Source organism: Streptomyces sp. NPDC023541, from assembly GCF_055559995.1.
The window spans coordinates 384,798-408,115 of sequence record NZ_JBVHJO010000006.1 but is presented as its reverse complement, the minus strand read 5'-3'; the positions used below and the strand labels follow the sequence as shown (position 1 = coordinate 408,115).

The 23,318-nt window shown below is 73.5% G+C and carries 18 protein-coding genes and 1 tRNA gene; 11 read left to right on the top strand and 8 right to left on the bottom strand.

The genetic code is table 11. The features are described from left to right. Positions 1-20 precede the first annotated feature (20 nt). Positions 21-1,358: an ABC transporter substrate-binding protein gene (locus tag ACZ3X1_RS18060; protein WP_467280239.1), complete on the bottom strand. Its 1,338-nt coding sequence runs from the start codon at positions 1,356-1,358 to the stop codon at positions 21-23. Between the two features lie 377 nt (positions 1,359-1,735). On the opposite strand from ACZ3X1_RS18060, the gene ACZ3X1_RS18055 reads away from it, so the two are divergent. Together ACZ3X1_RS18055 and ACZ3X1_RS18050 are read left to right on the top strand one after the other, a co-directional pair. Further along, a tRNA-Cys gene (locus ACZ3X1_RS18055) sits at positions 1,736-1,811 on the top strand. Next, positions 1,811-3,643 (top strand): hypothetical protein, encoded by a 1,833-nt coding sequence (locus ACZ3X1_RS18050; protein WP_467280238.1) that lies wholly within the window; start codon positions 1,811-1,813, stop codon positions 3,641-3,643. Before ACZ3X1_RS18055 ends, ACZ3X1_RS18050 begins: the two co-directional genes overlap by 1 nt. Here the strand turns inward: ACZ3X1_RS18050 and ACZ3X1_RS18045 are convergent. Continuing rightward, entirely contained in the window at positions 3,640-5,028 is a 1,389-nt protein-coding gene (locus ACZ3X1_RS18045; RefSeq protein WP_356814915.1) for a serine hydrolase domain-containing protein, read from the bottom strand. The two genes, ACZ3X1_RS18050 and ACZ3X1_RS18045, sit on opposite strands and share 4 nt — an antisense overlap. 229 nt (positions 5,029-5,257) lie before the next feature. Between ACZ3X1_RS18045 and ACZ3X1_RS18040 the strand changes: the two genes are divergently transcribed. Further along, positions 5,258-6,310: an AraC family transcriptional regulator gene (locus tag ACZ3X1_RS18040; protein ID WP_362622884.1), complete on the top strand. Its 1,053-nt coding sequence runs from the start codon at positions 5,258-5,260 to the stop codon at positions 6,308-6,310. An 81-nt stretch (positions 6,311-6,391) separates the two neighbouring features. On the opposite strand, the gene ACZ3X1_RS18035 is transcribed toward ACZ3X1_RS18040, so the two are convergent. Continuing rightward, complete coding sequence (locus tag ACZ3X1_RS18035; protein WP_356814913.1) at positions 6,392-6,757, bottom strand: hypothetical protein; 366 nt, start codon at positions 6,755-6,757, stop codon at positions 6,392-6,394. Between the two features lie 190 nt (positions 6,758-6,947). On the opposite strand from ACZ3X1_RS18035, the gene ACZ3X1_RS18030 reads away from it, so the two are divergent. Next, a complete protein-coding gene (locus ACZ3X1_RS18030; protein ID WP_467280237.1) occupies positions 6,948-7,430 on the top strand; it encodes a universal stress protein in 483 nt (160 codons plus the stop codon). Positions 7,431-7,492: 62 nt separating this feature from the next. On the opposite strand, the gene ACZ3X1_RS18025 is transcribed toward ACZ3X1_RS18030, so the two are convergent. Both ACZ3X1_RS18025 and ACZ3X1_RS18020 read right to left on the bottom strand, forming a co-directional pair. After that, positions 7,493-8,461, bottom strand: a complete 969-nt coding sequence (locus tag ACZ3X1_RS18025) for a serine/threonine dehydratase (RefSeq protein WP_467280236.1) — start codon at positions 8,459-8,461, stop codon at positions 7,493-7,495. Between the two features lie 14 nt (positions 8,462-8,475). Then, positions 8,476-9,117, bottom strand: a complete 642-nt coding sequence (locus ACZ3X1_RS18020; protein WP_467280235.1) for a TetR/AcrR family transcriptional regulator — start codon at positions 9,115-9,117, stop codon at positions 8,476-8,478. A 155-nt stretch (positions 9,118-9,272) separates the two neighbouring features. Here ACZ3X1_RS18020 and ACZ3X1_RS18015 point away from each other — a divergent pair, with 155 nt between their 5' ends. The 7 genes from ACZ3X1_RS18015 (at position 9,273) to ACZ3X1_RS17985 (ending at position 19,220) form a co-directional block, all read left to right on the top strand. Then, positions 9,273-10,961: a ricin-type beta-trefoil lectin domain protein gene (locus tag ACZ3X1_RS18015; protein ID WP_467280234.1), complete on the top strand. Its 1,689-nt coding sequence runs from the start codon at positions 9,273-9,275 to the stop codon at positions 10,959-10,961. A gap of 28 nt (positions 10,962-10,989) precedes the next feature. Then, positions 10,990-13,293 carry an alpha-N-acetylglucosaminidase gene (locus tag ACZ3X1_RS18010; RefSeq protein WP_467280233.1) on the top strand — a complete coding sequence of 768 codons (2,304 nt, stop codon included), beginning with the start codon at positions 10,990-10,992 and terminating at the stop codon, positions 13,291-13,293. 216 nt (positions 13,294-13,509) lie between these two features. Then, entirely contained in the window at positions 13,510-13,860 is a 351-nt protein-coding gene (locus ACZ3X1_RS18005) for a hypothetical protein (protein ID WP_356815310.1), read from the top strand. Next, entirely contained in the window at positions 13,853-14,887 is a 1,035-nt protein-coding gene (locus ACZ3X1_RS18000; RefSeq protein ID WP_356815311.1) for a polyprenyl synthetase family protein, read from the top strand. The genes ACZ3X1_RS18005 and ACZ3X1_RS18000 overlap by 8 nt, the downstream gene beginning before the upstream one ends. A gap of 137 nt (positions 14,888-15,024) precedes the next feature. Further along, positions 15,025-16,212 carry an oxygenase MpaB family protein gene (locus ACZ3X1_RS17995; RefSeq protein WP_356815312.1) on the top strand — a complete coding sequence of 396 codons (1,188 nt, stop codon included), beginning with the start codon at positions 15,025-15,027 and terminating at the stop codon, positions 16,210-16,212. A 110-nt stretch (positions 16,213-16,322) separates the two neighbouring features. Continuing rightward, a complete protein-coding gene (locus ACZ3X1_RS17990) occupies positions 16,323-17,912 on the top strand; it encodes a molybdopterin-dependent oxidoreductase (protein WP_467280232.1) in 1,590 nt (529 codons plus the stop codon). Between the two features lie 129 nt (positions 17,913-18,041). Further along, positions 18,042-19,220 (top strand): serine hydrolase domain-containing protein, encoded by a 1,179-nt coding sequence (locus ACZ3X1_RS17985; RefSeq protein WP_467280231.1) that lies wholly within the window; start codon positions 18,042-18,044, stop codon positions 19,218-19,220. A 62-nt stretch (positions 19,221-19,282) separates the two neighbouring features. Here ACZ3X1_RS17985 and ACZ3X1_RS17980 read toward each other — a convergent pair whose 3' ends face one another. From ACZ3X1_RS17980 to ACZ3X1_RS17970, 3 genes are all read right to left on the bottom strand, one after another. Next, positions 19,283-20,557 carry a cytochrome P450 family protein gene (locus ACZ3X1_RS17980; RefSeq protein ID WP_467280230.1) on the bottom strand — a complete coding sequence of 425 codons (1,275 nt, stop codon included), beginning with the start codon at positions 20,555-20,557 and terminating at the stop codon, positions 19,283-19,285. An 88-nt stretch (positions 20,558-20,645) separates the two neighbouring features. Then, entirely contained in the window at positions 20,646-21,911 is a 1,266-nt protein-coding gene (locus ACZ3X1_RS17975; RefSeq protein WP_467280229.1) for a putative Ig domain-containing protein, read from the bottom strand. A gap of 161 nt (positions 21,912-22,072) precedes the next feature. Next, a complete protein-coding gene (locus ACZ3X1_RS17970) occupies positions 22,073-22,966 on the bottom strand; it encodes a LysR family transcriptional regulator (protein ID WP_030820748.1) in 894 nt (297 codons plus the stop codon). Positions 22,967-23,318: the final 352 nt, after the last annotated feature.

The window sequence follows — 23,318 nt, the reverse complement described above, 5'->3', positions numbered from 1 at the left end:
CCCGGTGTCGCTGTCGGCCGTCACGGGCGAGCCGCGTCGGCGAGGAGCCGGTTCGCCGCTTCCTCGGCCTTCTTCACCGCCGTCCGGGCGTCCTGCTCGCCCTTGATGGCCTTCTGCACCTCGCGTACGACGGCGTCCCCGACCTGGTTGGTCCACTGCACGGGGGTGTTGGCGTCGAGGGCGGCGGACTTCAGCTGGTCGGCGCCGACGGCCCGGGCGAGCGTCTCGGCGTCCTTGCCGTCGCCCCTGTCGGAGAAGAACGGGTCGGCGAGGCCCTGCGCGTTGGAGGGGTAGATGGTGGCCTTCCTGGAGAACTCCACCTGGTTCGGACCGTTGGTGACCCATTTCGCGAACTCGGCCGCCGCGTCGAGGTGCTGTGTGTCCTTTCGGATGCCGAGGGACTGGGCGTAGATGCCGATGTGGCCGAGCCGGCCGGTGACGGCTCCCGCGACCTGCGTCTTGGCGTAGACCTGCGGGGCGTTCCGCTTGATGTCCTTGACGAATCCGGGGGAGCCCGGGCCGAAGACGAGTTTGCCGCCGCCGTAGAGCTGGTTGACGTCGTCGGACTTGAGCAGGGACTCCTTGGGCATGGCGCCCTTGGCGTACAGGTCCTTCATCCGCTCCACCCATTCGACGGCCTTGTCGGTGTCGAAGGTGAACCGGTCCTTCCCGGGGCTGAGGAGGGGAACGCCCATCTTCTGCCAGTCGCCCGGTAAGCGTCCCTCGGGGTCGGCCATGAAGGCGGAGTACCGGCCGCCGGACCGGGCGGCGATCTGCTCGGCGTAGTCGAAGAACTGCTCCACGCTGGTGGGCGGTACGGCCGGATCCAGGCCGGACCTCTCGAAGAGCTCCCTGTTGTAGGTGAGGATCTCCGGAGTCACGTACCAGGGGTAGGCGTAGACGCTCTCACCCTTCCCGGGCAGTTTGAACTGCTCCCAGGCGCCCGGTACGTAATCCCTGGCCGTGTCCCCGTCGAGCTTCGCGACGTCGGCGAGCAGGCCCCGGTCGCCGAGGAGCTGGAAGGAGTCGGTGGAGAGGTTGACCACGTCCGGGAGGGCGCCGGCCTGGGCGTCCGCGACGAGCTTCTCGTTGTAGCCGTCACCCGGCACGTCCTCCCAGTGGACCTCCACCTCCGGGTACTTCTCCTCGAAGGCGTCGATGACGGCCTGTACGTAGCCGGTGAAGGCGGGCTTCAGCTGGAGGGTCCGGAAGGTGATCTCGCCGGCCACCTTTCCCGTTCTCTCGGCTTCCTTGGCGGTCCCGGCGCCGGCGCCGCCGAGTCCGCACGCGGCGGTCGACACCAGCGCGCCGGCCGCCAGCGCGGCAACAGCCGTACGGATCGGGTTCGAACGGGTCATCGTCGCCGCCTTCGCAGAAGTCCGGCCTCGTCGCCGGAGGCGGTGCCCACGGTCGCGGGAAAGCAAGACCTCGTCAATGACGCCGAGCCGGCATTGGCCGATGCCGACGGGTACCGAATCCCACGACGGGGCGGAGCGGGCTCCGGCGGACCGCGATCCCACACCTTCGAGCTGGACTGATGCGCTTTAGTACAAAGCCCTCCGATCCTGGTGCAGGTCCGATGGGGAAGTGTCGCGCACGGCGATGTTGACTCCTTGTCGCCTCTTTCGGCCGGCCCGCACTAATGCGCTTTACCTCCACCGCCCGAACCCCCTTGCCTTGGGAGCCCGAGCTCCGCTTGTGCGACTCGCGTGCGAGCGTCTAGGTTCGCCTCGAACGGCGTGTAGCTCAGCAGCCAGAGCACCGACCTGCACAGTCGGAGGGCGCAGGGGCAGGACCTGCCACGCCGGCCATGAACGAGAACACTGGACAGCAACCGCCCGCCGTCGGGCTCCCGGCGTCGGGGATCTCCGACGCGGACCTCTTCGCCCACTGCCTCACCGACGACGGCCTCGCCTGGCTGGAGTCGCTGCTCGGCAGCGGGCGGTACGAGGTGCGCGCGCCGGAGCAGGCCGCGCTGTTGTGCGTCGCCTGGCTGCGGCGTACCGGGGAGGACGCCGCCGCGGCCCAAGTCGTCGAGGAACTGCGGCCCTTCGCCCACGAGGTCCGGTTCGCTCCATATCCCGTCGAGCGGCCGGTCCCCGATCCGGACGCCGTGCACCGGCTGACCGTCGGCGAGGCGGCCGGCACGCTCGCGCGCCGTGCGCCGCACCCCGCCGTCGAGGCGCAACGCGAGGCGCTCACCGTCTGGCGGCCCTTCGAGGACGAGCTGCTCGGCCACTGGCTGCGCATCGAAGCCGATCCGCAGGCCGTGACCCGAGCGTCCGGCGCGGCGCTGCTCGCCCGGTACCGGGAACTGGCCGCGGCGCACACCCGCTGCACCAAGCACCTGAACCCGAAGTCGAACACGGCGGTCCTGCTCCGCGGGCTCGAGGCGACCGTAACGGGACGCGAACTGCCGCCCCGCCTCGCGGGCCTGGTGCGCCACGCCGTCGCCTCGATGGCCGCCAGGCGCGGCCGACCGGGTTCCGCCGAGCACACCCGGCTGCGGCGGGATCAGGCCCGGCAGGCGGCCCTGCCCGCTCACCACGATCTGGCCGCGCTCCTGCTGCGCCGGCTCGCCCCCCTCGACGTCGCCCGCGGGACGACGGAAGCGCGGACCCTGACCGGGCCGGTGACCGCCGAGGAGGCGCGGTCCACCGGGCTTCCCATCGCGGCTGGGATCCCTCCGTCGGTCCGCGAGCCGGTCGCCGCGGCGCTCACCGCTCCCCTGAGGACGTTGCTGGAGACCGGCGCCGTCCCGTCCGCCGAAGTGCTCGGCGAGGTCGCCGGCCGGCTGGTCGCCGCACACCCCGCACAGGGGTACGCCGACGAGGCCCTCGGCAGGCTGGTCGCCGCCGCGTACAGCGCCGGGCGCCCGCGCCGGTACGCGCTGTGGTGGAGCCGCGAACACCACGAGCGGATCGCCTCCCTGCCCTGGATGCGAGCGGTGGCTCCCTGGGGTCCCGACCCTGCGGTGCGGGCCCGCGCGACGCTGCGCATGTTCGCCGAGGTCTGCGTGGAGTACTTCCCCGGCGCCGGGCTGCCCAACCTGCTCGCCCGTGCGCTGTCCGGGCTCGTCCCGCTCGCCGGACTGCCCGTCCCGCTCCTCACGGAGCCGTTCGCCCACAGGTACAGCGGAAGGCCCTCCCCCGACCTGCTACCGGCCGCACAGGCCGCCGCAGAGCTGCTGCGCGGCACGATGTACGAGCGCTACCACGGCATCGACTACGCGGAAGTGCTGCGTCTGGTGGCCGCCGGCGACCATGAGGGCTTCGCGACACTGTGCGTCGAACGCGCGGGGCGCCCGGGCGGGTCGCCGGCCGTCGACGCCGCCGTCATCGAACAGGCTCGGATCCTGACCACGTTCAACCTGGCCACCCTCGTACGGTACGCGGACGCCAGCCCGCGGGGCGGGTGGGGTGGCGCGGCTCGCGGAGCCTTCTGCGCCGCGGTCCGCCGGGCCGCCACGCCCGCGCAGACCTCGTACGCCTGGCGGCAGCTGCTGTTCCACCTCTCGCTGTGCGACGCGGACGAGCAGACCCGCGTACTCGCCTGGATCGACGTCCGGACCGCCCAGCTGCCGGCCCGCGCCGCCGCGGGGATCGCCGGCCCGCTCGCGGCCCTCCGTCTCGCCGCCGCCTAGCCGGCGGCCGTCCTGGGGGCGCAGCGCATGCCGATGTAGCAGCAGGGGGTGCCGTCGACGAGGGCGGCGAAGACGACCGGCATCCAGTCCTCGCTGAAGGAGGCGCCGGTGCCGGCCGCGGCGAACACCGTCGCGCTGAGCGGGACGAGGTCCAGCTCCAGGGGCGGCGAGAAGTCCCGCATGCCGTCGACGAACTCGTACCGCAGGTGCGGGGAGCCGCCGGAGGCGGCGGTGACCGTGATGACGACGCCCTCGCGCCGGTAGGTTCCCAGCAGCGGGGTCATGTCGACGGTCGGCGGGTGTGCGGGCGGCGCGAAGGAGGGGGGCGTGCGGACCTCGGCGAGCTCCGCGAGGAGCTCGCGGAACAGGTCGGCGTAGAGGTGGCGGGCGCCGCCGCCGTTGGTGAGCAGGACGACGATGACGTCGGCGCCGGGCACGACGCGGAGGTAGCCGTACTGGCCGGTGGAGGCGCCGTCGTGGCCGTACCCCGGGACTCCGTTCCAGTCGTACAGCGACCAGCCCAGCCCCCAGCCGTCCGCGCTCACCGTCCACCGGTCGGGGACGTCGACCTCCCACCGCTGCATCGCCGCGACGGCGCGGGCGCCCAGGACCTGGGTGCCGTCCGCGGTGGCGCCGCCGTCGAGGTGCATCTTGGCCAGCCGCAGCACGTCGGCGGCGCTCGCCAGGACACGCCCGTACGGCCCTGCCGACCGGGGCATCATGTCCCAGGCGGGAGCCGGTTCGGGCTCCGGCCCGTCGCCCGGCAGGTGGCCCATCGCCGTGCGGAAGGCCAGCGCCTCCTCGGGCAGGGTCATGGTGTGGGTCAGGCCCAGGGGGGCGACGATCCGCTCCTTCAGGGCCTGGTCCCAGGTGCGTCCGGTGACGACCTCGACGATGCGGCCGAGGACGTTGTAGCCGACGCTGCTGTAGGAGACGGCGGTGCCGGGCGGGCAGTCGAGCGCCACGTTCCGGGCGGCCCGCACGTAGGCGGCCAGGCAGTCGTCGCCGCGCCCGCTGTCGTAGGTGAAGTCACAGGTGAGGCCGCTGGTGTGGCTGAGCAGCCGGCGCACCGTGATCGCCTTGGCCGCGCCCGGGGCGCCGGCCGGGGTGAACTCCGGCAGGATCTCGGACACGGGCGTGTCCAGGTCCAGTTGGCCGGCGCCGACGAGCTGCATGACCAGGGTGGCGGTGTAGATCTTGGCTATGGAGCCGAGCTGGAAAACCGAGTCGGTGGTGGCCTCCACCCCTGTTCCGCGGTGCAGCAGGCCGCTCGCCAGCTCGTGGATCCGCCCGTCGGCGAACACCGCGAGGGTGGCGCCGGGTACGTGGTGGGCGGCGCGTAACGCGTCGAGGCGGCTCTGCCAGTGGGCAGGGGAGAACGTCACGTCGGATCCTTCGACTCGGTCGGTCATGCCGTGGTCGACCCCACCGTAGGCAGGTCCCGCGGACGGCCGTAAGGACCTTCACGCGTCAGCGAGGGGACCTCCGGCGCCATCGGGGAACCGGTTTCCCGCCAGGGAGGGAGTGTTTCGCGCCGCCCGGGTGGCACGCCTGCGCCAAGCTGCACGGTGCGTGGGGAAGTTCGCCGGAGCGGCTGGTAGCGTCACCCGCCCTATGCAGTCTCACAACGCCCGCGGAACCGTCTCCGTGCACCTCGCCCGCTTCGTCGTCGACGCCCTGCGCCGGTCGGGCGCCGGCATGGACAGGTTCGCCCGGTTCCACGACCTGGGCCCCGAGGTGCTCGGCAACGACCTGGCCCGGGTCTCGACCCCGTCGGCGCTCGCCGTGTGGGAGGCGCTGACGCTCTCCGAGGCGGGGACGGCGGTCGGCGCGCTGCTCACCGACGAGGCTCCGATCGGCACGTTCGGCCTGTGGGACTACCTGGTCACGAGCGGGCCCAGCCTGCGGGAGTCCCTGAGGCAGGTGGTGGAGTACAACGCCGTCATCGCCGACCCGGCCAACGAGAAGCTCCTCATCGAGGAGGACGGCCGCACCTTCACCATCCGCCACGCCACGGGCAGTTGGGGACCGGACGTGGTGGAGGCCATCGACTGGTTCGCGCTGGCCATGTTCCTGACCAGGGCGCGGGCCGCCACCGGCCGGCCGCTCGCCCCGCTGCGCGTCTGCGTCACGCACGGCGCGCCCCGCGAGTACCGCCGGCTCGTGGAGCTGTTCGGCACCACCCGCATCGACTTCGGGGCCCCGTACAACTCGATCACCTTCCACGACGACGACGTACGCACGCCGCTGCCCAAGGCGCAGCCGGGCCTGGACCGCCTCCTGGCACACCAGGCCCGGCTGACCCTGGCTGCCGCCCAGCCGGTGATGCTCTGGCAGGACAGCTTCCGGATGGTCCTCGCCGGCGCCTTCCGGGAGGACACCGTGAACCTGGAGTACGTGGCGGGGCGGCTCGCGATGAGCCCGCGCACGCTGCAGCGGCGCCTGCGGGAACTCGGCACGACCTGGCGCGAGGAGGTCGAGTCCGTGCGCCAGGAAAGGACGATGGAGCTGCTGCGCACCACCGATCTGCCGCTCCAGCTGATCGCCGCCCGGGTCGGGTACAGCGACATCCGCGCGCTGCGCCGGGCGGTACGGCGGTGGGACGGGCGGGCACCCCGGGACATCCGCAACGCGGCGGGACTCGCGGCGCCCGCCCCGGGCGGCTGACCCGCACGGGCGCGGCCCGGGCAGAGCGTGGTGGGGCGGGGCCCAGCCCGGCACAGCCGTGCGCAGCGGCGCGGCGCGGCTTCACTTCATGGGGTACTTGGTCTTCTCCGCGAGCTTGCCGTCCTTGAAGCAGAAGCGGAGCACCGTCTCCGCGCCCAGCTCGGTGTCGCCGCCGGATATGTACCAGGCGCAGCTGCTGCCCTCGGGCTCTACCGGTCCACCCTCCTTGAGGGCGGCCTTGACGAAGCTCTCCCCCGACGGGAGCTTCGCCCGGACGTCGCCCTCCGGGTCGCCGACCTTCACGCCCTCGTAGACCGCGGGGTCGACCACGGTCTTCTCGGCCATGTCGAGGAACTTCCCCATGCCGAAGACCACCGCGGCGAGGACGCCGATGCCCAGCACCAGCGCCACTCCGCAGCCGATCAGACAACCCTTGCGCTGAGCCACGCCCGTTCCTCCAAGTCGCTTCGCGTCCGGCGGCGATCGCCTGGACGCTCACACCCTCGCAAGGGACGGGGGGCACGCGCTGTCCTCGAAAGTCGTCACCCGCCGCAACGATCGTCGTTCGAGATAGCCAGTGCGTTCCGTGTATACAGGGAGAATATCGGCCTTCCGGACGGAACGAGAGGAACCCACCGTGAACGAGCACACCATCGAGCCTCTGATCGTCGTCGGGGTGGACGGTTCCGACCACTCCAAGGAGGCGGTGCGCTGGGCCGTGGAGCAGGCCCGGTCGGTCGGCGGCCGCGTGCACGCCGTCATGGCCTGGGAGTGGAACCGCCATCCGTTCGCCATCGGCATGGCGGAGGCCCAGTTCGCCGAGCAGGAGGCGGTGACGGCCGAGGAGACGGCCCGCCGCAAGCTCTCGGACACCGTCACCGCGGCGGTCGGCGCCTCCGCCGGCGTGCCGGTCTTCCGCCGCGTCGAGCAGGGGCCGCCGGCGCAGGTCCTGGTGGACGCCTCGAAGGAGGCGGACCTGATGGTGGTCGGGACCCGCGGGTACGGCGGGTTCAAGGGCGCGTTGCTGGGATCGGTGAGCCAGCAGGTCGTGCAGTACTCCGGCAGCACGGTGGTCGTCGTCCGGGAGAGCGAGGCGGGCGAGGGCGGGAGCGGCGCCTGACGCCCGCAACGGCAGCCGTACGACATCCGATGGCCCACTGGCCAGGCCTCGGGGCTGGGGCCTCAGGCCACGGGATCCGTCACGTCCCCGGGATCCGTGTTGGCCCCGCAGAGGATGACGGCGACCCGCTTCCCCAGCGGCTCCGGCGCGCCGGACAGCGCCGCCAGCGCGGTGGCCGCGCCCGCCTCCACCACGATCCGGTGCTCCTCCCACACGGCGCGCCGCGCCGCCGTGATCGCCTCGTCCGCGACCAGGACCGAGGTCACGTTCTTCTCCTGCGCGGCCGCCAGCGCGTCGGCCGAGACGCGGGTCGCCCCCAGGGAGTCGGCCGCGACCGAGTCCACGGTGACGTCGACGACCCGGCCCGCCGCCAGGGCCGCGTTCAGGGCCCGGCAGTTCTCCGGTTCCGCCGCGACCACCCGTACGCCGTGCTCGCGCGCGGCCGTGGCCACTCCCGCGAACAGTCCGCCGCCGCCCACCGCGACGACCACGGTGTCCAGTCCGGGCAGGGTCTCGCGGATCTCGTCGAGCAGGGTCCCGGCGCCGGCCGCGATGAGCGGGTGGTCGTACGCATGGCTGCTCAGCGCGCCGCTCGTGGCGGCGAACTCCTGGCAGGCGGCCTGCGCTTCGGCGTACCGGTCGCCGACGAGCCGGACGTCGGCCCCGTAGCCGCGCAGCCGTTCCACCTTCACGCGCGGGGCGTTGGCGGGCAGGAAGACCGTCGCGGGCACGGACAGCGCACGGGCCGCCCAGGCGCAGGCGAGCCCGGCGTTGCCGCCGGAGGCGATGGTGACACCGGCGGCAGGGAGGGCGCCGGCCTCGTGGTGGGCGGCGAGGAAGTTGCGGGCGCCGCGCGCCTTGAAGGTGCCGGTGTGCTGGAGGTACTCCAGGGCGTACCAGACGCCGTCGGCCGCCGGCGCCACCGTGACGGGCCGTACCCCGCCGGCGATCCGCGCCGCGGCGGCGCGCACGGCGGCGTAGTCGAGCTGCTGCGGAGGGCGTGCGTGCTGCGGATGCTGCGGACGTTCCATGGTCGGTCTCCCCATCAGGCGGCGGGCCGGGCGGCTTCGATCAGCTGGCGCAGGGCGCCGTAGTACACCTCGTGGTCCGTCAGGGCCGGCAGCACGTCGGGCAGTCCGCCGGAGAGCACGGGGAACTCCTCGGGATCGAGCGCGGCGAGGGCGGCGCGCGAGGCGGCGGTGGCGCCGGCCGGATCCCGGTGGTCCACGAAGGCCGCGCTGCCCAGGGTGAGCAGGTACATGCGGCGGTAGGCGGTGATCGCCTCGGTGACCGTCATCCCCGCGGCGACGCTGTCGGCGAGGGCCGGCTCGACGAGGCGGGCCAGCAGCTGCCGGCCGAGCCAGGGCCGGCCGCCGCGCAGCACGAGCAGTCCGGGATGGGCGGTGAGCAGCAGGTACAGCGCGCGGAACCGCTGCTCGGCGGCTTCGGCCCAGTCCGTGCCGGCGGGAATCTCGGGGAGCTGTGCGGCCAGATGCTCGGTGCACAGGTCGAGCAGTCCGGCGAGGTCCGCGCAGCGGCGCTGGACGGTGGCGTGGGAGACGTCGAGCCGGTCGGCGAGGGTGCGGAAGCTGAGGCCCTGCGGCCCCACCTCGTCGAGGATCCGCAGGGCGGCGACGGCGATGGCCCCGGGGGTCGCACGGTCCAGGGCGTCGGATCTCCTCGGCATAGATACACCGTATCATACGACGTATCACCTCTTTCGTGTGACACCAATTGCAGCCATATTGCTGGTCGTCACACGACAACCGGCGACTTGTGTTGACACTGAGTAGTCGCCTCGCTGCACTGGTCGCACGACTGCCCACCCGTCAAGGAGACCCAGTGCCGCCTCGCCTGCGCGCAGCGCTCCCCTGTCTGACCGCGGCCGCCCTGTTCGCCCTCGCGCTCTCGCCCGCCCCGGTGGCGGCCGAGCCCCGGGCCACCTCGGACACCCCGCTCGCGCTCACCCCTCCCATGGGCTGGAACAACTGGGCGCACTACATGTGCGACATCGACGAGGCCACGGTGGTCGCCAACGCCGACGCCCTCGTGTCGACGGGGCTCGCCGCCAAGGGCTACGACACGGTGACCGTCGACGACTGCTGGATGACCAAGAGCCGCGACGCACGGGGCAATCTGGTGGTCGACACCGCCAAGTTCCCGCACGGCATGGCGTGGCTCGGCGAGTACCTGCACGCCAAGGGCCTGAAGTTCGGCATCTACCAGGACGCCGGCTCTCTCACGTGCGAAAAGTACCCCGGCAGCGGCGCCCCCGCGGGCGGCGGACCCGACCACTACGCCCAGGACGCGCGGCAGTTCGCGTCCTGGAAGGTCGACTACGTCAAGATGGACGGCTGCAACCTGTGGGTGCCGGAGGGCCGCACGAAGGAGCAGGCCTACCGGGACGCCTACAACGCCGTCGCGCAGGCGCTGCGCGAGAGCGGCCGGGACATGGTCCTGTCGGCCTCCGCGCCCGCCTACTTCCAGCAGGGCGAGTGGGGCGGCTCCGACTGGCACAAGGTGCTCGGCTGGGTCGGCGAGACCGGCCAGCTGTGGCGCGAGGGCAAGGACATCAAGGTCTACGACCCGGCCTCGCCCGCCACCTCCCGGTGGAGTTCGGTGCTGGGCAACTACGGCTACAACCGCTGGCTCGGCCGGTACGCCGGACCCGGCAACTGGAACGACCCCGACTTCCTGATCGCCGGCTCCCCCGGCCTCACGGCCGCCGAGAGCCGCAGCCAGGTCGCCCTCTGGTCCATGATGGCGGCGCCCTTCATCCTGTCCTCCGACGTCTCGAAGCTGACCCCCGCCGGACTCGCCGCCCTCGGCAACACCCGGCTGATCGCGCTGGACCAGGACCCGATGGGCCGTCAGGGTGCCGTGGTCTCCTCCAACGCCACCTTCGAGATCCTGGTCCGTCCGCTCGCGAACGGCGACCGGGCGGTGGCCGTGCTCAACCGCTCGGCGAACACCCGGGACATCAGGGTCCCGCTCGACGAGATCGGCCTGAACGACTGCACGGCCGACGCCGAAGACCTGTGGAGCGGTGCGCGCGCCGAGGTCTCCGACGCGCTGACCGGCAAGCTCGCCGGCCACGACACCGCCGTGTGGCGGCTCAGCCCGCACGGCTGCTCCGAGGCGGTGCCGACCGGGCAGATCGTCGGTGACGGCGCCCGGTGCGCCGACGGGGCCAACACCAGCGGCGTCGGCGCCGTCGTGATGGCGGGCTGCACCGGAGCCCCGGACCAGCGGTGGCTGCTCGGCGACGACGCCCGCCTGCGGCTGGCCGGCGCATGCCTGTCCGCGGGCGAGAACGGCCTCGTGGAGCTGGCCGACTGCGCGCCCCGGCACGGCGGGCAGCCCGGCCAGGACTGGTCCCACCGACGTGACGGGACCCTCGTGGAGGAGGCGAGCGGTCTGTGCCTGACCGCGCCCGCCCGGGCCGCCACGCCCGACGCCCCGGCCGAACGGCTGCGGCTGACCCCCTGCGGAGAGCACCGGGTCGACCAGGCCTGGTCCCTGCCGGTCTGACGACCCGAGCGAACGGATGAGCAACCCGATGCCGCGAAGCGGGCGCCGCCTGCCCGCCACCCGCCCGGTCGTCGCCCTCGCCGCGCTCCCCGCGGCGCTGCTGGCCGTGGTCTGCGCGGGACCCGCGCCCGGGGCCACCGCCCCGGGCGCGGGATCGCCCGCACGCGCCGACGTACGCCCCCTGGAGGGGGCACATGCGCACACCGGCGCGCCCCGCCGCGCCGGAACCTTCGACACGGCGCCCGCGCGCGCCGCCCTGCAGCGGCTGCTGCCGCGGCACGCCGGCCAGTTCACCCTGGTGCCCGACCCGGCCGCCGGCGCCGACACCTTCACGGTGTCCGGGACCGCCGGGGCCGTCACCGTGCGCGGCAGCACCGGAGCCACCCTGCTCACGGGCGTCGGCTGGTACCTCCAGCACGTCGCCGGCGCCGACATCGGCTGGCCCGGCGACAGCATCGGCATGCTGCCCGCCCGGCTGCCGGCCGTGCCGTCACCCGTCACGCGCAGCGCGCAGGTCCCACACCGGTACGCCCTCAACGACACCGACGACGGGTACTCGGGCCCCTACCGCACCTTCGAGGAACACCAGCGGCAGATCGACCTCCTCGCCCTGCACGGCATCAACGAGGTGTTCGTGCAGGTCGGGGCGGAGTACCCGTACTACCGGGCGCTCCAGCGGTTCGGATACTCCGCCGAGGAGCTGCGGCAGTGGATCCCCGGCCCCGGCCACCAGAGCTGGTGGCTGCTGCAGAACCTCAGCGGCTTCGGCGGCCCGGTCACCGAGCGGCTGATGCGCGAACGCGCCGAGCTCGGCGGCCGGATCGCCGAGCAGCTGCGCGGCCTCGGCATGACCCCGGTGCTGCCCGGCTACTTCGGCACCGTGCCGCCCGGCTTCGCCGCCCGCAACGCCGGGGCGGCCACGGTCGCGCAGGGCGACTGGGCGGGCTTCGACCGCCCGGACTGGCTGGACCCCGCGTCACCCGTCTTCGCGAAACTGGCCGCCGCCTACTACGCGCAACAGCGCGCGGTGTTCGGGGACAGCTCGATGTACCGGATGAGCCCGCTGCACGAGGGCGGCCAGACCGGCTCCGTCGACGTCGGCGCGGCGGCGGGCGCCATCCAGGCGGCGCTGCACGCCGCCCACCCGGGGGCGCTGTGGGCCGTGCTGGGCTGGCAGGACGACCCGACGGCGGAGCTGCTGGCCGGGGTCGACACCTCCAAGCTGCTGATCCTCGACGGGCTGTCCGACCGCTACAACCGGCTGGACCGCGAAAGCCGTTGGGGCGGCGTCCCGTACGCGATGGGCACCATCTACAACTTCGGCGGACACACGACGATCGGCGCGAACACCTCGGTGTGGCTGGAACGCTTCGGCCCCTGGCGGGCCAAGAGCAACAGCGCGCTGGCCGGGATCGCCTACCTGCCGGAGGCCACCGGGACCAATCCGGCGGCGTTCGACCTCTTCACCGACCTCGCCTGGGATGCCGGGCCGATCGACCAGCGCACGTGGTTCGCCGGCTTCGCGGCCCGCCGGTACGGCCGCCCCGACGCCGAGGCCGCCGCCGCCTGGGAGGAGCTGCGCAAGGGCCCGTACAGCACCTCCTCGGGGCTGTGGTCGGAGTCGCAGGACAGCCTGTTCAGCGCCCGGCCCAGCCTGTCCGCGGCGGGCGCGGCGTACTGGAGCCCCAAGTCGATGCGCTATCCGGCCGGTTCGGTGCGCAGGGCCCTGGACCACCTGCTGAGGGTGGCTCCGGCGCTGCGCGGCTCCAGCGCCTACCGCTTCGACCTGGTGGACACCGCGCGGCAGGCCCTCGCCAACCACTCGCGGGTACTGCTGCCGAAGATCAAGGCGGCCTACGAGGCCGAGGACCTGGCCCGCTTCCGCACGCTGACGGCCGAATGGCAGGACGGGATGCGGCTGCTCGACCAGGTGACCGGATCCGACCGGAACCTCCTTCTCGGGACGTGGCTGTCCCGGGCCCGCTCGCAGGGCGCCGACCGGGCCGAGCAGGGCCGGTACGAGTACGACGCCCGCTCGCTGCTGAGCGTGTGGGGCCGGCGCAGCACCAGCGAGGGCGGCTTCCTGCACGACTACGCGAACCGGGAATGGAGCGGTCTGATCTCCGAGTTGTACGCCCGGCGGTGGGCGGCCTACTTCGCGACGCTGGACGAGGCGCTGGTCGGCAGGGCCGCGCCGCGGGAGATCGACTGGCACGCCTTCGAGGAGGAGTGGGCCGGGCGGACCACCCGGCACCCGGACCGGCCGAGCGGGGACCCGTACCGGCTGGCCGCGGCCGTGGCGGCGGCCCTCCCGGCGGCAGCCACGGGCTGACTTACACCACCGGGGCGGTGGTGATCGTCCGATGCGGAGATGATCACCCTCCAGGAGGAAAGTCCGCGCTCGTGCGAGGGAGATCTCCCGCCGTGGTTCGTCGGGCGGGGACGGCACTCGGTTGACTGGCCCGGAGAAGACCAGGGGCGGCCACCGGAGCGATCCGGTGGCCGCCCCTTCCGATGCCACGAGACGCGACCAGGAGTGCACCCGAGCATGTCCCAGACCGAACACGACCAGACCGCGCACCAGGGGGAACAGGAGCGGCAGCAGCGGGAGCGGCCCGCGGGCGCCGGCTCCGCCGCCGCATCCCTGGAACTGCTGACGCTGCTCGCCGCCGGGGTGGCCGACCTGGCCCTCGACCAGCTGCGGCAGACCGCCGACCGCGCACAGGACGCACTGCGCCGCGCCGACCTGCGCGAACTGCTCACCGACGGGGTGGTGGAGCTGCGCAAGCGCGGCGAACTGGCCACCCGCCGGGCGGGCATGGCCGACGAGAACTACCTGGAGACCATCGCCCGGCGCGCCGCGGAGCAGATCGCCTCCGAGGGCCGCCCCTGTGCATGACCACACCGGCTTCAAGGAACGCATCGACGAGGTGCTGGTCCGGCTGGCCGACGAGGAGGAGCGGGCCCTGCTCGGGCTGCACGCCGAACTCACCCCGCTCTCAGAGCAGTTACGCCGGTCCCTGGCCCGCGGCAAGCGGATCCGGGCCGCGTTCCTGTACTGGGGGTGGCGGGCGGCCGGCCAGCCGGACTGCGAGGGGGTGATCCGGGCCGCGGCTGCGATGGAACTCGTCCACGCGGCGGCCTGCACCCACGACGACATCATCGACGACAGCCGGATGCGGCACGGGCAGCTCACCGCGCACGCCGCCTTCGCCGCGAACGGGCAGCGCTCCACCGCCCTCGCCATGATCCTCGGCGACCTGCTGATGGGGTACGCCGGGCACGTCTTCACCTCCTGCGGGCTGCCGGGGGCCTACCTGGCCCGGACCGTTCCGCTCTGGTCCACCCTGCTGCGCGAGACGATGGCCGGCGAGTTCCTGGAGGTGCTGCGCACCCAGGCGGGAGCGGACCGGGAACCGCTGGTGGCGGAGTCCCTGGAGGTCGCCCGCTTCAAGACGGCCAAGTACACGGTGGAGCGGCCGCTGCACCTGGGCGCCACCCTCGGCGGCGGCTCCCGCGCCCTGCTGGACGCCTTCTCCGGCTACGGCCTCCCGCTGGGCGAGGCCTTCCAGCTGCGCGACGACCTGCTGGGGACCTTCGGCGACCCGGCACGGACCGGCAAGTCGAACCTGGACGACCTGCGGGACGCCAAACCCACGGCGCTGCTCGCGCTGACCGTGGCCGCGGCCGGGCCCGACGACCGCCGGCTGCTCACGAAGCTGGTCGGCAACCCGGAGCTTGGCGAGGAGGAGGCCTCGTCGGTCCGCGAGCTGATGGAGCGGTGCGGGGCCCGGCAGCGCGTCGAGGGCATGATCCGCGAGCGCATCGGCCGGGCCGAAGCCGCTCTCGACCTCGCCGCGATGCCCTCGGAAGCCCGGTCCGCCCTGAGCGGGCTGGCCGCGACCGCCGCCGACCGCTCCCTGTAGCCGCGCGACCGCGCCTGCCCCCACCGCCCTCCTCGCCGCGCCGCCGCCGCGCTCCCGCAGCCGCGCTCCCGCAGCGGCGGCAGCCCCCGGACCGGGCGGACTGTCCCGCACCCGAAGACACGACAAGGACGACCGACGTGAACGCCAACGCCACCAAGACCGCCCCGGCGCGCGCCCGCTACGACCACGCCGCGCTCGACGCCCTGAGCACGCAGGGCGATCCGCTCGCCGACGAGACCGTCGCCGAGATGTTCCGCCGCAAAGAGGTCGGCGACCTCAACACCCTCATGCGGTTCTTCACCACCACCGGCGACAAACTCCCCGAGCAGCTCCCGCAGTCCGCGCGCGCCTACTTCGAGGCGACCGCCATGCCTCCGAGCTGGGTGGACTGGGACGTGATGGAGCAGGCCCGGCTGTTCTTCATGGACAACGCGGCCCACATCAACACCGGCCTGTCCTTCGCGGCCATGCCCGCGACCTACGCCATCCCCCGGCTGTCCCGGCTGCTCGCCTCGACGCACTCCATGGCGTACCCCTCGCGGCGGATGGCCAACACCGGGCAGTTCGTCACCTACCTCATGCAGACCAACTCCTTCGCGGAGGGCAGCAAGTTCATCCCCGCCGCGCAGAAGGTGCGCCTGCTGCACGCGGCCGTCCGCCACCACCTGCGCCACGGCGGCCACTGGGACGTCGAGAAGGACGGGGTGCCCATCTGCCAGGAGGACATGATCGGGGGGCAGATCTGCTTCTCGCTCCTCGTCCTCGACGCGATGCACCGGCTCGGCATCCACATGAGCGAGGAGGGCGCCGAGGCCTACTTCTACGCCTGGCGGGTCGTGGGCGCCATGCTCGGCTGCGACATGTCGGCGGTGCCGCGGACCCTCGCCGAGGCACGCGACTACTGCGACCTCTACCTCCTGCGCAACCTCGGCCCCTCCCCCGAGGGGGTCCGCCTCAACGCCCAGCTGATGCGCATGTACGAGGACGTGGTCCCGGGCACCTTCTTCGACCCGATGGTCCCCGCCACCGTCCGGTTCCTCGTCGGGGACACCATCGGCGACTGGCTGGAGATCCCGCGCACGGCCTGGGACACGGCGGCCAAGGCGGTGCCGGTGTTCCTCGGGCTGCTGGAGACCATCGAGGACAGCAGCCCGTACGCGGAGTGGGCCCTCGACAAGGCGGGCTCCCTGCTCTCCGGCTTCGAGCTGGCCTCCCTGACCCGGGGCCGGGTCATGCACCACGCCATCCCTGCGGAGCTGAAGGACGACTACGGGGTGAAGGCGCCGCGCACCGGACGCTGGGTGCCGCCGGCGCCCGTGCACTGAGCATGCCCGTGCACTGAGCACGCCCGTGTGACCGGCGCCGTCACCCCGCGAAGGGCGCCGGTCCCCCGTGGCGCCGCCCGCCGCCCCGGGGCCGGGGGCACACTGGCGGTGTGAGGGCAGACCCGAGCGGTTCCGGGAGGCCGCGCCGGCCGGTGGGCGCCGTCTGCGGGATCGTCGCCGCGTTCGCCGGCCTCGCCGTGGCGGAGCTGGTCACGGCCGCGGCCCGGCCCGAGGCCTCCCCGGTGGCCGCCGTCGGCGCGGCGGCGGTCGACCTGACGCCGCAGGCGGTCCGGGAGTGGGCCATCGCCCTGTTCGGCACCGCCGACAAGGCGGTGCTGACGCTCGGCATCGTCGCGGTCCTCGCCGCGGTCGCCGCCGGGGCCGGGCTGCTCGCCGTACGCCGCCTGTCGGCCGGTATCGCGGTCGCGGGCGGGTTCGGGCTGCTGGGAGCGGCGGCAGCGCTCAGCCGGCCGGAGGCCTCCTGGCAGGACGCGCTGCCCTCGCTCGCGGGCGGACTGACCGCGGCCGGTGTGCTGGCGCTGCTGGTCACGGCGGCCACGCGACCTCGGCCGGTCCGGGCGCCGCCGGGCGGCGCCCGGGCGATGGACCGGCGCGGCTTCGGCCGGCTGGTCGTCGGCGTCCTTGCGGTGTCGTCCGCGGCCGGTCTCGCCGGACGGCGCCTCGGTGCCCACGGCTCGGCCGGAGCCACCGCCTCCAGGGCCCGCCTGGTCCTCCCCCCGCCCACCGTGCCCGCGCCGCCGGTGCCGGCCGGCGCGAACCTGCGGGTGCCGGGACTCGCCCCCTTCCTCACCCCCGCCCGGGACTTCTACCGGGTGGACACCGCCCTGGTCGTGCCCCGCGTTGACGCCGGCACCTGGCGGCTGCGCATCCACGGCGAGGGGGTGTCGCGTCCCCTCACCCTCGGCCTGCGCGAGCTGCTCGCCCGGCCCCTCGTCGAACACGACATCACGCTCTGCTGCGTGTCGAACGAGGTCGGCGGCCCGTACGCGGGCAACGCCCGCTGGCTCGGCGTACGCCTCGCGGACCTGCTCCGCGAGGCCGGGGTACGGCCGCCGTCCCGCGGCGGCCCGGCCGACCAGCTCGTGGCCCGCTCGGTCGACGGCATGACGCTGGGCACGCCCGTCGAGACGGTGATGGACGGCCGGGCGGCGCTGCTGGCCGTGGGGATGAACGGCGAGCCGCTGCCCTTCGCGCACGGCTTCCCCGTCCGGATGGTCGTACCGGGCCTGTACGGCTACGTCTCGGCCTGCAAATGGCTGACCGAGCTGCGGCTGACCACCTTCGCCGCGTACGACGCCTACTGGGTGCGCAGGTCCTGGGCGCAGCAGGCCCCGGTCAAGACGCAGTCGAGGATCGACACCCCGCGCCCGTACGCCGCCCTGCGACCCGGCCGGGTGGCGGTGGCGGGGGTGGCGTGGGCGCAGCACCGGGGGATCCGGCAGGTCGAGGTACGGGTCGACGGCGGCCCGTGGCAGGAGGCGCGGCTCGGGGACGCGGACGGCGTGGACACCTGGCGGCAGTGGGTGTGGCCGTGGGAGGCGACGGCCGGGCCGCACACGCTGGAGGTCCGCGCGACGGACGGGACGGGCGCCGTCCAGACGGGGGTCCGTGCCGGGACCGTGCCGGACGGGGCGACCGGGTGGCACCGGGTGGAGGTGCACGTCCGGGCCCTGGGCTGAGTCCCCGCGCTTGTCACCCGTGCAACGGCTCCCGCATGCGGCGGACGGGGCCGCCGGTTAGCCTGCCGGGACGAGGCCTGCCATCGCGAGGCGGGGGACCTTCGCCCTCGACCCGCATGGAGGCACGCCGTGCGACACTCCAGGACCTTCGCCCTCGCCTGTCTGGGCGGTCTCATGCTGGCCGCTTCGCTGGCGGGCGGCGCCGCCGCCGGCCTCGCCGAGAGCGCCGCCCCGCCGTGCCCGTCGGGCCGGATCTCCCGGGGCGGCTCGTGCCTGCCGGGCGACTCCGAGGAGTTCACCGCGCGGCAGGTCTCCGACGCGCTGAAGAAGTACAGGCTCACCGCGGCGATGGCCGGGGTGTGGGTCGACGGGGAACGGGTCGCGGCCGCCGCGGCCGGGGAGACGATGACGGGCATCCCGGCGACGACTGACATGCGGTTCCGCATCGGTTCGGTCGCCATCCCCTATATGACGACCGAGCTGCTCAAGCTGGTCGACGAGGGCAAGGTCGCGCTCGACGACAAGCTCTCCCGCTGGCGCCCGGACCTTCCGCACGCCGACGAGATCACGCTGAAGATGCTGGCGTCCGCCTCCTCCGGATACGCGGACTACGTCACGGACAAGGCCTTCATCGCCGACCTCTACGAGAACCCCTTCCGGCACTGGACCGGTGAGGAGCTCGTACGGATCGCGGTCTCGCGGCCCATGGCCCGGCCGCCCGGTTCGGGCTTCGCCTACTCGCACGCCAACTGGGTGCTCCTGGGCGACATCATCTCCAAGGTGGAGCGGCGGCCTCTGGGAGAGGTGATGCGTGAGAACGTCCTCGAACCGATGGGCCTGACCCGGACCGCCATCTCCTCCAAGGCCGAGATCCCCGCGCCGGTGCTGCACGGCTTCGACAACGAGCGGGGCGTGTTCGAGGACTCCACCTACTGGGATCCGTCGTGGACGGTGGCGGAGGGGGCGGTGATGACCGGGACGCTGGAGGACATGGCGAAGTCCTTCGCGGCGATCGGCGAGGGGGAACTGCTCACGCCCGAGTCGCACGAGCTCCAGCTCACACCCGTCGTCAAGGTCAAGGGAGACGCCTCGTTCGCCCTCGGGCTGCCCGTGGTGAACACCTGGATCCTGCAGAACCCGTCCTTCGCGGGCTACGCGGGCACGGTCGCCTACCTGCCCTCCAGGAAGCTCGCCATCGCGACGGTGGCGACGCAGGGCCCCGGCAGCACCGTTGAGAACGCCAGTACGGACGTGCTCCGGGCGATCGCCGGCCACCTGGCCCCGGAGCGCCCCCTCAGCCTGGGCTGAGGAGGCTGGGGCTCAGGGCTCAGGGCTCACGGCCCAGGGCCCAGGGGGTCAGGGCTCAGGGGTCAGGGGGTCAGGCGGACCGGCAGCGTCTCGACGCTGTTGCCGATGAAGCTGCGCTGGTGCGGGAGTTCGGCCTCGGGGGTGGCGAGGTCGAGGTCCGGGAAACGCGTGAACAGCCGTTCCAGAGCGGTGGTGGCCTCCAGGCGGGCGAGCGGGGCGCCCACGCAGTAGTGGGCGCCGTGACCGAAGGAGAGGTTGCGGGCGGCGGTGGGGCGGCTGACGTCGAAACGGTCGGCGTCCGGGCCGTGGAAGCCCTTGTCGCGGCCGGCCGCGGTGTAGCCGGCGAGGACCGGGGTGCCCCGCGGGATGACGGTGCCGTCGACGGTCAGGTCGCGAGTGGGATAGCGGAAGGGGAACCAGCTGACGGGACCGTCCCAGCGCAGCGTCTCGTCCACGACGTCCGACCAGGTCGCCCTGCCGTCCAGGACGAGGGCGAGCTGGTCGCGGTGCGTACACAGGGCGCGGACGGCGTTGCTGATGAGATTGAGGGTGGTCTCGTGGCCCGCGACAAGCACCAGCCGCATGGTGCCGGTGAGTTCGGCCTCGCTGAGCCGGTCGCCGTCGTCCTCGCGGGCGGCGATCAGGGCGCTGGTGAGGTCCTCGCCTGGGTTCGCCCGGCGGGTCGCCGCTATGGTGCCCATGAGGTCGACGAGTTCCCGTACGGCGGCCATCGCCTCGGCCGGGGTGGTGTCGGTCGCGATGATCACCGTGTTGGACAGGTGGTGCAGGCGGCCCCGGTGTTCCGGGTCCACGCCGAGCAGCTCGCAGATGACGCCCATCGGGAGCGGGAGCGCGAAGTGCTCGCGCAGGTCCGCGGTCCCGTCGGGGGACGCGGCCGCCGCCCGGTCCAGGTCGGCGAGGAGTTCGGCGGTGAGTGCCTCGACGCGCGGGCGCAGGCGTTCCACCTGGCGGGCGGTGAACGCCTTGCCGACGAGCGCGCGGAGCCGGCGGTGGTCGTCCTCGTCGGCGGTGTGCATGCCCTGGGCGTTGGCGAAGGCGCGCAGGGGCCACTCCCGGGGGATGCTGCCGTCGTGCAGGGCCGGGAAGTGGCGGGCGTCCTTGGCCACTTCGGGGTGGGCGAGGAACTCCTTCAGCGCGTCGTGGCCGAGTACGACCGCTCCGGGGACCCCGCCGGGGAGCACGACCTGCGCGACCGTACCGTGCTCGGCGCGCAGCCGGGCGTTGAGGGCGTGGGGGCAGCCGCCGGCTGGGTCGATCGCGTACGGGGCGTCCGGGCCGACCGGGATGTGCGGGACGGGTGCGGTGTGCGACGACAAGCCGGATCTCCTGACCTGGTGGACGGAACACGGTCAACAGTGCGGCTCAGCATGCGAGTTGGACAAGTCCGCCCACCGCCCCGTCCCCTCAGAACCAGTTGAGGGTCAGGGTGAAGGCCGCGTCCGCGGTGGCTCCGGTGGAGTCGGTCACGGTGGCGGTGATCCGGGTCGTGCCGCCGCCCCAGGGCCGGCCGGTGATGTGCCCCGAAGTGCTGTCGAGGGTCAGCCCCCAGGGCAGGCCGGTGGCGGCGTACCGGACCGGGGGCTTCCCACCGGTGGTGGTGAGCCGGATGGTGCAGGGCTGGTTGAACTTGCACGTCTGCGGCCCGGGGTTGGTGAGCCTCAGGTCACCGGAGGGGGGCGTCGGGGTCGGTGTGGGAGTGGGCGTCGGCGTCGGCGTCGGGGTGATGCCGCAGCCCGGCATCGCCTCCGGGGGCAGCGGCACCCGCCAGATCTGGGTGTCGTTCTCCGACCCGACGAGCAGACCGGCGCAGTCGGCGTACGTCACCGTCTCGCCCTGCGACTGGGCCGGGAGGGCGACGTCCGCGAGCTTGGCCCCGGCCGTGTCGTGGACGGATGCCGTGTTGGCGCCCAGCGGCCCGCCACTGCGCAGGACGTAGGAGGCGCCCGACGGGGAGAAGGCGCCGTCGGTGGCGAACACGGGCGCGGACCCGACGGCCGTGAGGGTGTTGACCTGGCCGGTCAGCGGCGGCAGCGGGGCCCGGTAGAGCCGGCCCGCGGCTCCGACGAGTTTGCTCGCCACGTACATCCGGCCGGACACCGGGTCGGCGAGCAGGGACTCGGCGTCGTGTCTGCCGTCGGCGTAGGAGAAGCGGTAGGTCACCGGTGTGACGGTGGCGTCGGCGAGCCGCTCCGGCTCGGAGAAGCCGTGGACGGCGATCTCGGTGCGCCCGCCGAGGTTGTCCCCGATGTCGCCGACGAGGATCGCCGGGGCGCCGGAGGCGTCCTTGCCGAGTGCCAGCCCCTCCCAGTCGGTGTTGCCGACGCCCGAGACGGTGAGGGTGGCGGCCAGCCGGCCGGTCGTGGTGCTGCAGTCGACGGCGAACACCTGGTTCGTGTTGCCGCTGTCGTTGACGGCGTAGAAGACGCCGGGGTGTCTGCGGCTCATGGCGAGGCCGCTGAGCTCGGCCAGTCCGCCGGGCAGGGTGCACTTCTTCTCCGGCGCCAGGGAGGCGGCGGCCGCCACCACGGGGTCGGCCGGGGCCGTGGCTGCGGTGGAGGCGGTGGCACTGGTCGTCCAGGCCGCCGCGGGCAGGAGCGTGGCGAGGGCCGCGGTGGTGAGGGCGGCGGTGGCGAGGGCGGCGGCCCGTGGAGCTGTCAGGAGTGGGGACATGCGCACAATGTGGGGGCAGGCACGGCCCGGTGCCAGTCCCGACCCCCTCCCGTTCGAGCATCGTTCAATGCCGCGCGGGCATGGGGCGCACGGCGCCGCCGGCCCAAGCAGTCTGCGCACGCCGTCAGCGCGTGCCACGGCGCGTGCCACGGCGCGCGCCGTCAGCGCACGGGCTCCCGGACCGGGGCCTTGTGCCCGGCCTGCGCGATGAACGCGCGAGCGGCGCGGCTGAGCGGCCGCCGGGCGTGGGCGATGCCCACGGGGCGCAGCAGGGGCGGGGTGAAGGAGCGGATCTCGGCCCGGTTCCCGAACGCCCTCAACACCACGTCCCGGTACCAGATGAGGGAACCGCGGCCGTCCGTCACACCCGTCACCCAGGCGAGGCGTTCGTCGACTTCCAGGGAGGGGACGGGCCGCACCCCGAGGCAGCTGAACATGGCCTCCATCTCGGTGCGCCGGCCGGTCCCCGGGGTGGGCAGCACCATGGGCAGTCCGTCGAGCACGCGGAACGGCACCGGGTCGGGCAGCCGGGAGCCGGCCGGCGAGATCAACACCACTTCGCGTTCCTGGATGAAATGGGTGGAGAGCTCCTTGTCGACGGGCAGGTCGACCAGGGCCAGTTCCGACCGCCCCTGGTTCAGTGCCTCGACCAGTGCCTCCCGGCTGCTGTGCTGCTGGAGCCGTACGTCGACGTTCGGATGGCGTTCGGTGAAGGCGACGATCAGGTCGGCGGCCAGGTCCAGGGCGAGGGTGGGCGTGCTGACGAGCGTGAGCACCGACCCGGTGTCCTTGCCGTGGGAGATCCCTATGTCGTCGATGGCCTCCACCGCATTGAGCACGGTACGGGCCAACCGGACGACCCGGGCCCCCTCCGGTGTGAGGTCCACCCCCCTTCCCCGGCGGGCGAGGAGTTCGACGCCCAGGTCCCGTTCCATGGCCTGGACGGCCCGGGACAGGGCGGACTGGGCGACGAAGACCGAGGCCGCGGCGCCGGTGATGGACCGGCAGTCAGCGACGGCGACGAGGTACCGGAGCTGTGCGAGGGTGGGCGTCATGACCGGACGGTAACCGCGCGGGGCCGTACCTGTAAGGGCTCGTCCGGTGAACAACTCTCCGCGGCGGGCGTGACGTTCATGCCCGGTGGGCGGCCAGGCATACCGGTGCGGCATGCCCCCGCCTTCGCCGTACGCCGGCCCGTGCGGCCAGACCGGCCCATGCCCGGCGCCGATCGCCGCAGGTCACCGACCCGGCGGGGGCGGGGCGTCAGTCCGCCCGCGGGGCACGCCGGGCGGGGTGGGGGCGCTGATAATGCGAAGCGCCTTACTCCGTATGGCTGTTGACAGTGCACAGCGAGCCCCGCACCATGCAACGCGGCGTCCGGGTGTTTGACCATCGTTCAAGCCCGCC

Bases quoted from the DNA above. Each gene is read 5' to 3' on its own strand.
- ACZ3X1_RS18050 (WP_467280238.1), top strand. From the start codon at position 1,811: ATGAACGAGAACACTGGACAGCAACCGCCCGCCGTCGGGCTCCCGGCG.
- ACZ3X1_RS18040 (WP_362622884.1), top strand. From the start codon at position 5,258: ATGCAGTCTCACAACGCCCGCGGAACCGTCTCCGTGCACCTCGCCCGC.
- ACZ3X1_RS18060 (WP_467280239.1), bottom strand. From the start codon at position 1,358: ATGACCCGTTCGAACCCGATCCGTACGGCTGTTGCCGCGCTGGCGGCC.
- ACZ3X1_RS17970 (WP_030820748.1), bottom strand. From the start codon at position 22,966: ATGACGCCCACCCTCGCACAGCTCCGGTACCTCGTCGCCGTCGCTGAC.
- ACZ3X1_RS18005 (WP_356815310.1), top strand. From the start codon at position 13,510: ATGTCCCAGACCGAACACGACCAGACCGCGCACCAGGGGGAACAGGAG.
- ACZ3X1_RS18020 (WP_467280235.1), bottom strand. From the start codon at position 9,117: ATGCCGAGGAGATCCGACGCCCTGGACCGTGCGACCCCCGGGGCCATC.
- ACZ3X1_RS18010 (WP_467280233.1), top strand. From the start codon at position 10,990: ATGCCGCGAAGCGGGCGCCGCCTGCCCGCCACCCGCCCGGTCGTCGCC.
- ACZ3X1_RS17975 (WP_467280229.1), bottom strand. From the start codon at position 21,911: ATGTCCCCACTCCTGACAGCTCCACGGGCCGCCGCCCTCGCCACCGCC.
- ACZ3X1_RS18025 (WP_467280236.1), bottom strand. From the start codon at position 8,461: ATGGAACGTCCGCAGCATCCGCAGCACGCACGCCCTCCGCAGCAGCTC.